Source organism: Colwellia sp. MB3u-8 (assembly GCF_014076985.1).
Lineage (GTDB): Bacteria > Pseudomonadota > Gammaproteobacteria > Enterobacterales > Alteromonadaceae > Cognaticolwellia.
The window spans coordinates 83,050-97,443 of sequence record NZ_JACGVA010000059.1; the positions used below are offsets into that span (position 1 = coordinate 83,050).

13 protein-coding genes and 1 other RNA gene are annotated in these 14,394 nt (G+C 38.3%); 12 read left to right on the forward strand and 2 right to left on the reverse strand.

The genetic code is table 11. From position 1 onward, the window contains the following. Nucleotide 1: 1 nt before the first annotated feature. Both H4J54_RS07110 and pspF read right to left on the reverse strand, forming a co-directional pair. Nucleotides 2-1,618 carry an ABC transporter substrate-binding protein gene (locus H4J54_RS07110; RefSeq protein ID WP_182190208.1) on the reverse strand — a complete coding sequence of 539 codons (1,617 nt, stop codon included), beginning with the start codon at nucleotides 1,616-1,618 and terminating at the stop codon, nucleotides 2-4. A gap of 9 nt (nucleotides 1,619-1,627) precedes the next feature. Continuing rightward, entirely contained in the window at nucleotides 1,628-2,722 is a 1,095-nt protein-coding gene (pspF, locus tag H4J54_RS07115; protein ID WP_182190209.1) for a phage shock protein operon transcriptional activator, read from the reverse strand. A 190-nt stretch (nucleotides 2,723-2,912) separates the two neighbouring features. Between pspF and pspA the strand changes: the two genes are divergently transcribed. The 12 genes from pspA (at nucleotide 2,913) to H4J54_RS07175 (ending at nucleotide 13,962) form a co-directional block, all read left to right on the forward strand. Then, nucleotides 2,913-3,590, forward strand: a complete 678-nt coding sequence (pspA, locus tag H4J54_RS07120; RefSeq protein WP_182190210.1) for a phage shock protein PspA — start codon at nucleotides 2,913-2,915, stop codon at nucleotides 3,588-3,590. Between the two features lie 46 nt (nucleotides 3,591-3,636). After that, nucleotides 3,637-3,864: an envelope stress response membrane protein PspB gene (pspB, locus tag H4J54_RS07125; protein ID WP_404851668.1), complete on the forward strand. Its 228-nt coding sequence runs from the start codon at nucleotides 3,637-3,639 to the stop codon at nucleotides 3,862-3,864. Then, nucleotides 3,861-4,349, forward strand: coding sequence for an envelope stress response membrane protein PspC (gene pspC / locus H4J54_RS07130; RefSeq protein WP_182190211.1), 489 nt, complete (start codon nucleotides 3,861-3,863; stop codon nucleotides 4,347-4,349). The genes pspB and pspC overlap by 4 nt, the downstream gene beginning before the upstream one ends. A 166-nt stretch (nucleotides 4,350-4,515) precedes the next feature. Then, entirely contained in the window at nucleotides 4,516-5,946 is a 1,431-nt protein-coding gene (locus H4J54_RS07135) for a YcjX family protein (RefSeq protein ID WP_182190212.1), read from the forward strand. Beyond that, nucleotides 5,943-6,953: a YcjF family protein gene (locus tag H4J54_RS07140; RefSeq protein WP_182190213.1), complete on the forward strand. Its 1,011-nt coding sequence runs from the start codon at nucleotides 5,943-5,945 to the stop codon at nucleotides 6,951-6,953. Before H4J54_RS07135 ends, H4J54_RS07140 begins: the two co-directional genes overlap by 4 nt. A 211-nt stretch (nucleotides 6,954-7,164) precedes the next feature. Further along, on the forward strand, nucleotides 7,165-7,977 hold the full coding sequence (gene phhA, locus H4J54_RS07145) for a phenylalanine 4-monooxygenase (protein WP_182190214.1): 813 nt from the start codon (nucleotides 7,165-7,167) through the stop codon (nucleotides 7,975-7,977). 13 nt (nucleotides 7,978-7,990) lie between these two features. After that, nucleotides 7,991-8,326: a 4a-hydroxytetrahydrobiopterin dehydratase gene (locus H4J54_RS07150; RefSeq protein ID WP_182190445.1), complete on the forward strand. Its 336-nt coding sequence runs from the start codon at nucleotides 7,991-7,993 to the stop codon at nucleotides 8,324-8,326. Between the two features lie 111 nt (nucleotides 8,327-8,437). After that, nucleotides 8,438-9,988, forward strand: coding sequence for a transcriptional regulator TyrR (gene tyrR, locus H4J54_RS07155; protein WP_182190215.1), 1,551 nt, complete (start codon nucleotides 8,438-8,440; stop codon nucleotides 9,986-9,988). A 51-nt stretch (nucleotides 9,989-10,039) separates the two neighbouring features. Next, nucleotides 10,040-10,678 (forward strand): maleylacetoacetate isomerase, encoded by a 639-nt coding sequence (gene maiA, locus H4J54_RS07160; protein WP_182190216.1) that lies wholly within the window; start codon nucleotides 10,040-10,042, stop codon nucleotides 10,676-10,678. 91 nt (nucleotides 10,679-10,769) lie between these two features. Then, a complete protein-coding gene (locus H4J54_RS07165) occupies nucleotides 10,770-11,630 on the forward strand; it encodes a DUF3014 domain-containing protein (protein ID WP_182190217.1) in 861 nt (286 codons plus the stop codon). Between the two features lie 702 nt (nucleotides 11,631-12,332). Beyond that, an RNA gene (gene ffs, locus H4J54_RS07170) (signal recognition particle sRNA small type) lies at nucleotides 12,333-12,429 on the forward strand. Nucleotides 12,430-13,404: 975 nt separating this feature from the next. Continuing rightward, the gene (locus tag H4J54_RS07175; RefSeq protein ID WP_182190218.1) at nucleotides 13,405-13,962 is read left to right on the forward strand and encodes an NAD/FAD-utilizing enzyme; all 558 of its coding nucleotides are present in this window, start codon (nucleotides 13,405-13,407) and stop codon (nucleotides 13,960-13,962) included. The last annotated feature ends 432 nt before the right edge of the window (nucleotides 13,963-14,394 follow it).

The window sequence follows — 14,394 nt, forward strand, 5'->3', positions numbered from 1 at the left end:
ATTAGTTTTTTGTAACCCCGTTAAAATCAACCCCACCGATGGCGCGTAAGACAGTACCTTTTACACTATTATGCCGTGCTTGATATCTTTTTGAATGGGCAATGGGAATTAAAGGGACTTCTTCATTGATCAACTTTAACGCCTTTGAATAATAGATTTTTCGTTTATTAATGTTATTTGTTTTTAGCGCCTTTTGGATAAGCTGATCGAATTTTTTATTACACCAAAAGGTGCGATTGCTGCCAGTATCTGCTGAAGAGCAGCTGAGTAATGACGAAAAAAAGTTATCGGGATCAGGGTTATCAGCTGACCAACCTAATAGCACACTTTGATGCTCGCCTTCAGAAACCTTTCGTAAAAAAGTTGACCATTCATAACCTGACACTATATTAACCTCTACCCCTATTTTTTGTAAATCAGCCTGAATAAGTTTTGCCATCGTAATGGCATCAGGATTGTAGGATCTCTGCACCGGCATTGCCCATAAATCCATAGAAAAGCCATTGCTATAACCTGCTTGCGTTAATAATTCTTGTGCAGTAGCTATTGAATAATCTTGGCTTGTTATCCTTGCATCATAAGCCCAAGAAGAGTTTGGAATAATGCCGTTAGCAATTTCTGCTTGGCCGGTATAAACCGCCTCTAGAATTGCTTGCTTATTAATAGCGTAGGATAAAGCTTTGCGTACTAAAGGATCGTTAAAGGGTGGTTTGCGGGTATTGAAACCAAAATAACCCACATTGAAAGATATCACTGATTCTAAAATGAGATTGGGGTGTTGTTTAATTTTTTCATGTGCAATAGGGTAGGCAATTACATCACATTCACCGGCTAATAACTTAGTTAAGCGAGCGGTATCTCTAGGAGTTATGTCAAAAACGAGTTGTTTAAGCGCTGACTTACCTCGCCAATAATTTGAATGAGGTTCATAACGAATAAAAGCCCCTGAACTATACTGTTTAAACTTAAAGGGCCCAGTGCCAATGGGAAGCATATCTATTTCTTGCATAGCGTTAAGTTCGACTAATTCGTCGGCGTATTCTTTTGATAAAATAACGGCTGAATCACCACCAATGTTGGCAAGAAATGAGCTGTCAGAATGTGCAAGTCGAAAGCGAATGGTGTGGTCATTAATTTTCTCTATATTATCAATCAAACTGGCTAATTGAGCATTCTGAAAAAATGGATATTTGCCACCTGATATAGGGTGATATTCGTGGTTGATATCCAGCATGCGATTGAAACTAAACAGCACATCGTCAGCATTAAGCGCCCTTGTTGGCATAAAATAGCTAGTTTGATGAAATTGAATATCTTTGCGAAGATAAAAAGTGATCATTTTTCCGTCACGTGTCACATGCCAAGATTTAGCAATAGCAGGTACAATCGCATTATCAATAGGGCTAAACTCAATCAAACGGTTATATAACTGATGTGACGTGGCATCTATAGTCGTACCAGAGGATACTGTTTGGGGGTTGAAGCTTTCGGGAGGGCCTTCACTACAATAGATAATGCTTTTTTTACTTAACGAAAGTGCTTCGTTTGAATCACAACCTGACAACACTAATATCAATAGTGCAAAGCGGTAATAGTATGTAAGTTTAGAGTAAGCCATAGCTAATCTTTATTCTTCGTCTGCACTACTTGAATCGAGTAGATTATATTTTTTTAAATAGCCTCTTAACTGATGATAGGTTAATTCTAAGGCGTCAGCGGTTTTCTTTTGACTATATTGGCAATGCGCCAATGCCGACTTGATCAAGTCGACTTCATAGTTTTGTGATAAATCTTTTAATGACAGTGGGAATTGTAAAGCTTGCGTGCTTGGCTGAATTTTTTCTTCTACTTTAACTGGCGTTGCTGTCGTCGTTTCACTGGTTTGAGTAACAGGTGAAGCTATGATGCGATCTTGAGTTTTAATACGTTTAGAAGGGCGATAAGGTGACTCAAATGGATCTATGACTAATTCATGCACAGGTAAGTGTGGATTATTACAACGATAAACACTGCGTTCTACTACATTCTTTAATTCTCGAATATTACCCGGCCAATGATGTTCAAGCAAGGCACGTTTTGCTTTTTCGGTAAAACCACTAAAAAGCTCAAATTCAAGTTCGCGCGCCATGTTAATAGCAAAGTGCTCGGCTAATACCAGTATATCGTCTAAACGTTCGCGTAAAGGCGGCAGGGTAATTACGTCAAAGGCCAATCTATCAAGTAAGTCGGCACGAAACTCGCCTGCTGCGGCCATTGACGGTAAGTCTTCGTTAGTTGCTGCGATTAATCTAGCATTAGTTTTAATGGTTCTTGAGCCGCCCACACGTTCAAATTCACCATATTCTACAACACGTAATAATTTTTCCTGGATTAACCCAGTGGTATTGGCGATTTCGTCTAAAAACAAAGTGCCGTTATCTGCGCGTTCAAAACGACCTTCATGACGTTTACTAGCGCCAGTAAAGGCACCACTGTCATAACCGAATAATTCACTTTCTAATAAATTTTCATTCAAGGCTGCACAATTAAGTTTTAGATAATTTTGATCCCATCGTTTAGATAAATAATGTAAACGGGCCGCAACTAGCTCTTTACCTGTGCCGCGTTCACCGATGATCAGCACAGGCTTGCTTAAAGGTGCTATCTGTGAAATTTGCTCAAGCACTTCTAAAAAATTGTTAGATTGGCCAATGAGATTATCTTGTTGTTTAAAACGTGTCATGAACTGACCTAATAATTGGTTTTTTTCACTAACAAATAGTGTATTTTATTAACGGCTTAGAGAGAAGCCTTTTTTTAAATAATAATAAAACATTATTAATCAATATATTATAGTGTTATAAAAACTTGGCGCAGAACGTGAATAGTAAAACCTAAGACAATTAAGTCACTTTTCGAACGAGGAAGTAAATATGGGTATTTTTTCAAGGTTTACAGATATCATTAATTCTAATATTAACAACTTATTAGACAAAGCAGAAGATCCTGCAAAAATGGTGCGCTTAATCATACAAGAAATGGAAGACACGTTAGTTGAAGTGCGCTCTTCATCAGCAAAAACTTTAGCAGATAAAAAAGAATTAGCACGCCAAGCTAGTCGCTTTGAAGCGGATGCATCACAATGGCAAGAAAAAGCTGAGCTAGCATTAAGTAAAGATCGCGAAGATTTAGCGCGTGCAGCATTAATGGAAAAGAAAAAATGTGTTGAAAGCGCCTGTGCTTTGCGTGAAGAGTTAAGCCGCGTAGATAGCCATATTGCTAAATTGCAAAGTGAAATTTCACAGTTGCAAGACAAATTAGCCGATGCTAAGTCGCGTCAAAAAGCGATTATTATGCGCGAAAAAACAGCGAACTCACGCCTAAAAGTGAAACAGAATATTGACAGCGATAAGGTTAATGACGCACTCAGCCGCTTTGACCGCTACGAGCGTAAAATTGATGGTATAGAAGCACAAGTCGAATCTTACGATATGGGCAGCAAGTCATTGGCTGATGAAATTTCAGAGTTGGCTTCAGATGAAAAAGTTGATGATGAATTAGCGCAATTAAAAGCTAAAATGAAATCAGAGACTAAAAATAAATCATCATAGATTAAGAATATATGCCTTAATTAGGTGCAATTAAAGGAGAAAAATCGTGGAGGAGATTATCATAGCCCCAGTAATTATATTCATGGTCGTCGTAGCGCCTATTTGGTTGATATTGCATTATCGTAGTAAACGCCAAATTAGCCAGGGTTTCAGTGAAGAAGAGTATATTCAACTGACTGAGTTGTCTGAACTCGCCGATAAAATGGCTGACAGAATAAAAACCTTAGAAGCTATTTTGGATGTTGAAACACCGGAGTGGAGAAATAAATTATGACTGGCAAATCCCGAGGTGAGTTATATCGAAATACTAGTCAAGGAAAGTTAGCCGGTGTCTGTGCCGGTATTGCCGATTACTTTGGCTGGGAATCATGGTTGGTGCGTATACTCGTGGTTTCTGGTGTGTTGTTAGGCATGGGATGGTTTATTGTTATCTATATTGCGGCTTGGTTTATATTAGATAAAAAACCCGCCAATGTAGGCCATGTTAACCGTAACGCCCAAAGAGGTCATTTTGGCCATGGTCAGGCTGGTCAGCAGCAGCCTAAGCAGCAAGCGCCAGAACAACAAGGGTTTGATGAAGACATTACCAACGAGTCGATTAAAGTGAAGTCGCGAATCTGGCAAGCAGGTGAGCCGCCTAAACAAGCATTTCAGGATATTAGGCGCAAGTTCAAGATATTAGAATTGGAACTACAAGTGATTGAACGCTATGTCACCTCACCAGAATTTACGGTGTCACGAGAAATTAATCAACTATAAAAAAAAGCGGCTAGGCCGCTTTTTTTATCGTTGTAAACTTAATGATAAAGCCGTTATAGCACTGTTATCTCAATGTAAAAGTCGCTAATATCTAAGGCAATAATAGTATTGTTAAGACAAGTATTCTACCTTCAACGTATTGAAAATAAAAAGATAGCATTCAAGTATGGCATTTATTAATAAAGCTCAGTTAAACAAGTTAAAACAAAAAGCTAGCGATATCGTTAATCGTTCTATCGACCAACATATCACATTGGCTGTAACCGGACTTAGCCGCAGTGGTAAAACCGCTTTTATTACCTCTTTAGTGAATCAGTTACTCAACGAAGGTAATAATTCGCAGCTCAGCTTTTTTAATGTGGTCCATCAAGGTCGTTACATTGCCGCTAAACGCGTGCCACAAAAACATCTTCATATTTCAAGATTTGAATATGACGGGGCACTATCAGCCTTGTGTCAGTCGCCGCCAATATGGCCAAAACCTACTAACGGTATTAGCGAGCTACGCTTAGCGGTGCGTTATCAACCGAAAGACTCGTTATTAAAGTATGCTACGGAGTCGGCAACGCTCTATATTGATATTACCGACTATCCAGGTGAGTGGCTGCTTGACTTACCTATGTTGTCGTTAACATTTGAGCAATGGTCGAAACAGACCACAGAACTCCTTAAGCAAGCTCCCAGAAGTGAACATGCACAGGGCTTTCTCGATAAACTGGCTGAGTTTGATGCCTTTGCCACTGTTGACGAAGCCGTTTTAGCGCAACTATCACAAGAATATACCGACTTACTGTTACTCTTTCGTCATCAACTTGGCTTGTCTGTTATTCAACCAGGACGTTTTATTCTACCCGGTGAGTTAAAAGATGCGCCAATATTGCAATTTTTTCCTTATAACGGATTTGACGATATTGACAGTAATGACTACCAAAATGCTAAAGACGACAGTTATATCGGCATGTTGCGCGCACGATTTATTGAATATAAAGAGCGTGTAGTGCGGCGTTTTTATCAAGAGCATTTTATTAATTTTGATCGACAAATTGTGCTTGCTGACTGTTTAACGCCATTAAATAAAGGCCCAGAAAGTTTTGCAGATTTACAACATGCCATGGCAATGATCATGGAAAGCTTTCAATATGGGCAATCGAGTTTACTGTCGCGTTTATTTTCGCCTAAAATTGATCGATTACTTTTTGCCGCCACTAAGGCCGACCATGTTACACCTGAACAACACGGTAATTTAGTTTCCTTGCTCAACAAGCTAGTTTTTCAAACTAAGCGAGCGCTGAGTTTTGATGCCATTAAAATGAAAACAATCGCTATTGCCTCGGTCAAAGCAACCAAAGTAGGCAAAAGCCTGTACCAAGGCCAAAATATTCCGGTTATTAAAGGTCGTCAATTAAGTAATGGCCAAATGATGACCTTATTTCCTGGTGCGGTGCCGGCGAGTATTCCAACGCTTGATTATTGGCAAAAGCAACCTTTTAACTATATTGCTTTTTCGCCGATTGAACCGGCTAGTAGTGACGAATGTTTACCGCATCTTCGCATGGATCAAATGTTGCAGTTTTTGCTTGGAGATAAATTAAAATGACAGAAAATAAAGAAAAACATCAACAACAAATATTATTTGATGTTGATGTTGCCGATAAGCCAACAAGAGAAAACACCCAGCAAATTATTGTTAATGAGCAGGATTGGGTTTGTGATGAGCAAGTAGAAACGGTTGACGATAATAGCGTTATTGCCAGCAAAAAACCAAGCTGGCTTTGGCGTACACTAGGGGTGGTTTTTGTTACTTTAGTGGCGGTTGAAGCGGTACAGTTTTTTGTTAATGGCTTTAGTCAATCGCCGATAATCGCCAGTTTGTACGCTATCTTACTGGCTGGTTTATCACTTATTTGCGGCCGTAGTGTGTGGCGCGAATTTGCTGGGCTTAGGCAGTTTAAATATCAGCAAAATCTTAAACAACAAGCACAAGATATTATCAATGAAGAAGGCAAAATTGATGCCATCAGCCTTTGTGATAAAATATCTCAGCGTTTACCGGTTGACCTAGCTGAATTTGATCACAGCTCATGGCAGCAGTTAAACCTTGAAGAGTACAACGATGTGGAAATAATGCAGTTATATGCTCGCAACGTTTTATCTCAAGTGGATCAAAAAGCATTGAAAGAAATTGCAAAATTTTCCTCAGAGTCAGTGGTTTTAGTAGCCCTAAGTCCGATTGCCATTATTGATATGTTGCTGATGTTATGGCGAAATTTACGTTTGGTTAATAAAATAGCCGCTTTATATGGTTTAAAACTAAGTTACTGGAGCCGAGTCAAACTCATTAAACAAGTGATTATTAACATGGCTTATGCAGGCGCAAGTGAATTAGTGGCTGATTTAGGTGCAGATCTGTTAGGCGCAGAGCTGTTAGGAAAATTATCAGCGCGTATGGCACAAGGCCTAGGTGCAGGTATGTTAACCGCCCGATTGGGGCTCAAAGCCATGCACTTATGTCGACCTATTCCCTTTACCGACGATGCGCCAAAGCTTGGGCATATTCGTCAACAGATTGTCAGCCAAGTGCAATCACTGGTGAAAAGGAGCTAGCCAAGTCACTGAAAATAAATATAATTTTTTTAACTGTATATTTAGATGTAACATAAATTTTACAGTTTTATTGATATGGTTAAAAAATAACCACCGTAAAAGCCGTGCTTTTTCTATGAGTGTTGCCTTATGATTATGACAACTAAAGTAGTTCCAAATATCAAGATATAATTAACAAAAAAATTGATATTCACTCAGTAAGGTTAAACGAATGGCGAAGGCGAGTAAGTACGTTTCTAAGGTTGCAGATGAACATGGTAACATTGCATGGTCAGCAGCAGAAAATCAAATTTGGCAAGCGTTAATTACGCGACAACTTTCAACAGTAAAAAACACCGCATGTGATGAATTTATCGCCGGTTTAAGTAAGTTAAATCTGCCACTTGATCGTATTCCTCAACTAGAAGAAGTTAGTGAGGTATTAAGGGCAGAAACGGGTTGGAGCTGTGAACCCGTGCCAGCACTGATTGGTTTTGGTGAGTTTTTCCGCTTACTGTCAGAAAAGAAATTTCCTGTTGCGACCTTCATTCGCTCCGAAGAAGAGTTTGACTATTTACAAGAGCCCGATATATTTCATGAAATATACGGTCACTGTGCCTTACTGACTAATTCGTCGTTTGCTAATTATACCCAAGCTTATGGCATGATGGGTTTAAATGCTTCGAAGGAAGACCGTGTGTTTTTAGCTCGGCTTTATTGGTTTACCGTAGAGTTTGGTTTACTTGATACCCCAAAAGGTTTACGTGTATATGGTGGTGGTATTTTGTCTTCTCCAACTGAAACAGAATATGCATTACATGATAAAAATGTTGAAAGAAAGCCACTCGATGTTTTAGATGTTTTACGGACACAATATCGCATTGATATTTTGCAACCGGTTTATTTTATGCTCACCAAGATTAGTGATCTCGATGAAGTACGAAAACTAACTGTAGAAGATATTATGGCGTTGGTAGAACAAGCGAAAAAAATAGGTCTACATCCAGCTAAATTTGAATTAAAAACAACTTCAAAAGTAAGTTAAAGGAATTTTTATGATCGGCGAATTATCAAATCAACAATGTGAAGCATGCCAAGTAGATGCACCAAAGGTTAGCGATGACGAATTAGCAAGTTTATTGGCTCAAATACCTGATTGGGTACCTGAAGTGAATAACGGTATTATGATGCTAGAACGTGTTTATAAATTTAAAAACTATAAACTAGCATGGGCTTTTGCAAATAAAGTGTCTGAATTAGCAGAAAAAGAATTTCATCATCCAGCCATTTTATTAGAGTGGGGCAAAGTAAAAGTTACTTGGTGGACCCATGCTATTAAAGGGCTGCATAAGAATGACTTTATTTGTGCGGCCAAAACAGATCAGCTTCTTTAACTTCATACGACACACTAATACTAAGCCTCCTATTAAAGGGGGCTTTTTTTTATTGTAAAAAATAGTTTACAATGGTGATATTGGATTTTGTGATTTGCTTGAGGTTATTAAATGCGTTTAGAAATTGGTTGCAAGGACCGAGTTGGTATTGCGCAAAGTGTATTAGCAATATTTGTTGAACGTGGGATCGACCTACGTGGGATCGAGTTAAAACAACCAGGGAAAATTTTTATTAACATCCCTGATTTAGAGTTTTCAGAGCTGCAAAATTTCATGCCGCAATTGCGATTAATAGATGGCGTCATCGATGTTAAAACAACACCTTACATGCCATCTGAACGTGAAAGAAATGAATTTGAAACCTTAGTTAAAACCTTTCCAGACCCTTTTATCTCGATTGATAATAATGGCCAAATTCGTGTGGTTAATAATATTGCTGCGCAAATAATGTGTAGCTCGCTTGAGCATATTATTGGTGAGTATGTTGGACAATGGCTTAAAGGTTTTAATTTTACCCGCTGGTTGGGCAGTGCAGAAGTGCTGGCCCAAACTCGCCGTGTTAAATTTCAAGAAGGTGACTTTGTTGCAGATATCATCCCTATTCACATTGCTGAAGGTGATGGCAGGCAAGTACTTGCGGGTGCAGTACTGATATTAAAATCAGAAGCGAGATTAGGTCAACAAATTAGTGCCTTTAAAAAAGCCAATGAAAACGATTTTAACGGCATCCAGTCTAATAGCAGTTCAATGCGTAAATTGATACGCGAAGCAAAGCGTATGGCCTTGCTCGACTCTTCTATGTTAATTGTGGGTGAAACAGGATCAGGTAAGGAGTTATTAGCTCGCGCTTGTCACGCGGCCAGTGATCGCAAGGATAAGCCTTTTATGACCTTAAGTTGTGCAGCATTACCTGACGATGCCGCGGAAACAGAGTTATTTGGCTCTGGCGCCGCTGGAGAAGCAAAAAGTAAAAAAGGTATATTCGAATCAGCGGACGGCGGCACTGTATTTTTCGATGAAGTAGGCGAGATGTCAGCCAAGTTACAAACTAAGGTGCTGCGGGTCATTCAAGATGGCACTTTTAGACGCATTGATGACGAAAAAGAAATCAAAGTTAATGTCCGTATTATAGGTTCAACCAATCGCGACTTACTTAATATGGTTTCTCTTGGAGAGTTTAGAGAAAACTTATATTATCGTTTAAATGTTTTGGGGCTTAATATTCCATCGTTGCGTGAGCGACGTTCAGATATTGTACCTTTAGCGGAACTTTTTGTCGCTAAATTTGGTCAACGTGTTGGCAAGACCCATGTTTCTTTCGATAAAGAATGTCTTGAGTTTATTGAACACTATCCTTGGCCTGGTAATGTTAGACAACTAGAAAATGTGCTGATTAGAGCTGTATCCTTAATTGATGGCAATATCATTACAACCTCGCACCTGCATTTACCTGCGTATACGCGCGAGCATGGTTACCTTGAGCAAGATTTTGAAGGTACTTTGGATGCGGCAGTGAAAAATTTTGAAGCCGATTTATTGCGTAAACTTTATCCTGCTTATCCAAGTACGCGACAATTAGCCAAAAAATTAGGACTGAGTCACACCGCCATTGCCAACAAATTACGTGACTACGATATTAATAAAAAAACTGTTAAAATTTAACGTTAACATGCCGATATTGGTTTTACTGCAAAAGTTATTTGAGTATTAGATATGAAATTATATGGTTACTGGCGTTCATCTGCTGCGTATAGAGTAAGAATTGCTATGCACTTAAAGGGGCTGGCGTTTGAATCAGTTCCTGTGCATCTAGTTAAAGACGGTGGCGAGCAGCATAAAAAAGCTTACACTGAATTAAACTCAACACATTTAGTTCCCACCTTGATTGATGAAGATGTTATTTTGCATCAGTCGATTGCAATTGTTGAGTACCTAGATGATAAATATCCGTCGGAGGCTATTTATCCTGAAAATATTGTGGCTAAAGCAAAAGTAAAGGCGTTTGCGCTTGATATTGCCTGTGAAATGCATCCGGTTAATAATTTACGCGTACAACAATACCTAGTTAATCATTTTTCACTACAAGAAAGTGATAAACTTACCTGGAGTCATCATTGGATGAATGTAGGTTTTGTGGCTGTAGAGCAGCAGTTAAAAGTAAACTCAGGAAAATATTGTTTTGGCGATATCATTACTATGGCTGATATTTGCTTAGTGCCTCAAGTATATAACGCCTATCGATTTAATCTTGATATGAGTGAATTTCCAAATATTTGTCGGGTGGCTGAAAATTGTAATCAACATGCGGCCTTTATTGCCGCTTTGCCTGAGAATCAGGCGGATGCACAGTAAGGTGCAATGTTATTAAAAATTTATTACTTACTATGCCATTACTTAAACCAATTCATTAATACAATGGGTATTACATAAATTTAAGGTTATTATGTCAACTAAAAATACTGAACAAAAACAAACTCCTTGGGCCATTATTGCAGTAATTATTGCTATTGTCATTGCCTTGGTTATCTATTTCTACGTGATTGCAGCAGATGAAAAAAACAGTAATGATACCGTTGCTACTACTGCCGTTGCACCGGTTCAAACACCCGTGCTTGAGCCAGAAATTACGCCTGAGTTAATTGAACCAGAAATGACGACAGAGCAGGTCGAAGAAGACATTATTGAGCTTGAGCCTGAAATTTTATTACCCACATTGGACGAAAGTGACACTTGGTTTAGCACTAAATTACCAACGTTAACTTGGCGCAAAGAATTACTGAAACTGGTCGTTACAGAAGATATAATCCGCCGGTTTGTGGTATTTACTGATAATTTCAGCCAAGGTACCTTAGCTTATGAGCACACCCCATTAATTACACCTAGTGAAAAATTTACTGCGCTAGAAGAACCTACAGACAAGGGCATTAAATTGCAGTGGGATGAAAGTAGCACTCGTCGTTTTAGCAACTACGTTGATCTTCTTCGCTCAATGGACAGCGAAACGCTAGTTAAATGGTACGTTGAACTAAAGCCGTTAATTGATCAAGCTTATGGTGAGTTAGGTTACCCTGAACAAGATTTTACCGAAGTATTGCACAATGCTATAACCAAGGTTTTAGATATGGAAATTCCTAAAAACGAGCCTGAGTTAGAGCGCCTTAGCGTTATGTATAAATATAAAGATCCGTCGCTAGAGTCTTTAGATGACGCAGAAAAACTATTGCTAAGACTAGGTAAAGAAAACTTACTGGTTATCAAGTCAGTGTTGTTAGAAATTAACGAAAAGCTAGCAAGATCGCGTTAAGTACTGGCTAAGTATTAAATGAATCAGTCAATCAAACGAAGATTACCTGCGTGTATAACAACCCGCGATTATGCTCTTGTAAGATGATTCGCCAGTCAAGCAGTGGTGCGCTGTGGTTTGAAAATTACTGCAGCGTTGCCACAACATGAAAAGTTTATTATTTTCGTGGCCCCTCAGCCCTTAAATTTGGCGAGGTGTTGGCATAGCGATTATTTTTTCATTAAATATTAAGCAGTGATTTCTCGCTAAGGGCAGTATCTATCACTGGCCAATAAAGTCGTTATTGACAGCCATTGGTGGCATTGGTGTTGAACATAACCATAACTAAAGTCTTGTAGACCACATAGTTGAAAATTTAAAGATAATAAGCAATTTATTTTAGCGATAGCACCGGAAGGAACTCCCAGCAAAACACATCGAGTGGAGAACTGGTTTTTTGCATATTGCCAAGCAAGCGAATGTGCTAGTGCTACTCTTAAGTTTTGATTTGATTAAAAAGGAAGTGCGACTTCATCCTGCAGTCGTTATAACGAACGATATAAATCAAGCGTTAATCGAATTTAAGCAAGTTTTCACTGATGTTTGTGCAAAAAATCTGCAAGCAGTCTGAATTTAGTAACTAGCGCTTGCAACCAAGCCATTGATTAGCCATAATTCGCGGCGTGTTAGAAGATATTCTTTTTAGCGCCTCTATGGTGACCCTTTTGGTCCCTCCGCAATGATACTCTGTGAACTCGGCCAGGTCCGGAAGGAAGCAACCGCAGCAGACGACTCATGTGCCGGAGTGTGGCTATTAGGGTTGCCACCAATATTTTTTATCAATGACTTACACAAGAAAGCGTAACTGCTACAATTGGTGCAATAACGAAGTCAGTTATAACCACTCATTTGTAATCTTGTAATGGTATTCTTTTATCGAAATAACCCTGTTTGTACATTATTAAGCATAGCTTAGAAAAAGCAGCTTCAATTAGTTATCAGCGATTATATATTTTTTCTCTCTCCGCACCATCCGCACCAACACAACATACTATCATCTCGTTAAGCACTGTATTACTCATCAAAATTACGCCAAAATTTATCTGTGATGACAGGCCAGATTGCAACAAAATTACCTTGCGCCGTAGTAGAACTCTTGATCCAGAATTGCCCCAATAGCAAAGTGGACGCTAATGGAAACGTTATTCCTTGTCAAAATTCCTTAAATTTTTGATACCAACAGGCGATCCTTTCAGACTACTCCATCAGACAAGTCCTCAGAAATGGTAATTAACTAAATTTGATGACTTAAAAAATGAATACTGCAAAATGCTCTAGACCTAGCCCAATAGTAATTAGGAGATAGTGACGGCAGTTGAATGGAAGTAATACCAAGTTGCTTAATTATCTGCTCATTTTTGATGGTTAAAATGAACAACACCGTCGTTATAAAATTGCTAAGGTGAACAACTACTGACTAAATTTAATGCTTTATATTTATCCATTCTCCCTCATAAAAAAGCTGATCACTTAATTAAATTAGTATAAAAAAATTGACGACAAGAAGATTAACATCCTAGCGTTAAAAACCTATGTTCCCAAACAAGACCTTAACAAATTTATTGCCAACACAAAGCTTAAATATTTTTATCTTCACTGCCAGATGGTCTTTTAAAAATCGCTGCTATACTTCAAAACGTAGTAGGCTTAGTTGTGGGGTTTAGCCTGTTTTTCATTCGTTATACGCTAGCTGAAAATAGCAAATTTATACATCCTATTCTAGGTGGAAAAAATTATGATCAGACACTTTTACGTTACAGCCGAAATTGATGAAGTTGAAAAAGTTGAAAAAGATCTCAAGTCACACGGTTTTACTGATTCACAAATTCATGTGCTGAGTGAAAATGATACTGAGGTTGAAACCCATGATTTACATGCAGTAGAGTCCGTATTGAAACAAGATGTTGTCCATTCAACAAAAATTGGTGCTATTTATGGCGTTATTGGCGCTATTATCACTCTCTTGATTTCATATGCTATGGGCTGGACAGCATCTACTGTGGGTTGGATACCCTTTATTTTCTTGTCTATTATTATACTTGGTTTTTGTACTTGGGAGGGCGGCCTTATCGGCATTCAAACACCTAATATCAATTTTGTACAGTTTAAGGAAATGTTGCATGAAGGTAAGTATATTTTGTTTGTTGATGTCGACCCTGAACAAGAAATGGCAATAGCTTCAGTGATGAAGATGCATCCAAATATTCAAGTGGCAGGGATAGGGGAAGGGGCTCCTCGTTGGGTGGTAAGAGCCCAAGATAAGCTTAGACGTTTTATGAAAGTTATGCCTTAATTGAGGAAATAATGAGATCTCTAGGTGACGATAAGAGTAGTTAAAGTTATAAAATTTAATCCTTTATTATATGAGTGAAAACATAAGAAAAGTATTTACATGATGACGTTTTAGCGAAAAATAATAGATAAAACAGATAGTTTCTCGATCAGTCTATACTGATAAAAATACTAGGGTTATACATTTTCGTAAAGAATTAAATAGCAACATTGACTTATATTGCAAATACAGCCAGTGATAATGTGTGTATTTTACCATTGAGTCCTATCACTGAATAACATCGATGCCGATCACTTTTAGCTTACATGTTGCATGCTAGTCACTTAAATTTCTTATTAATTATTCCTCTTTATTTTCACGATAGTTTTGATGACAATCGCTATTAGTCTCTTTGGAACTGACTAGGCGCTCAGTGTAAGAGAGAAGGTTTTT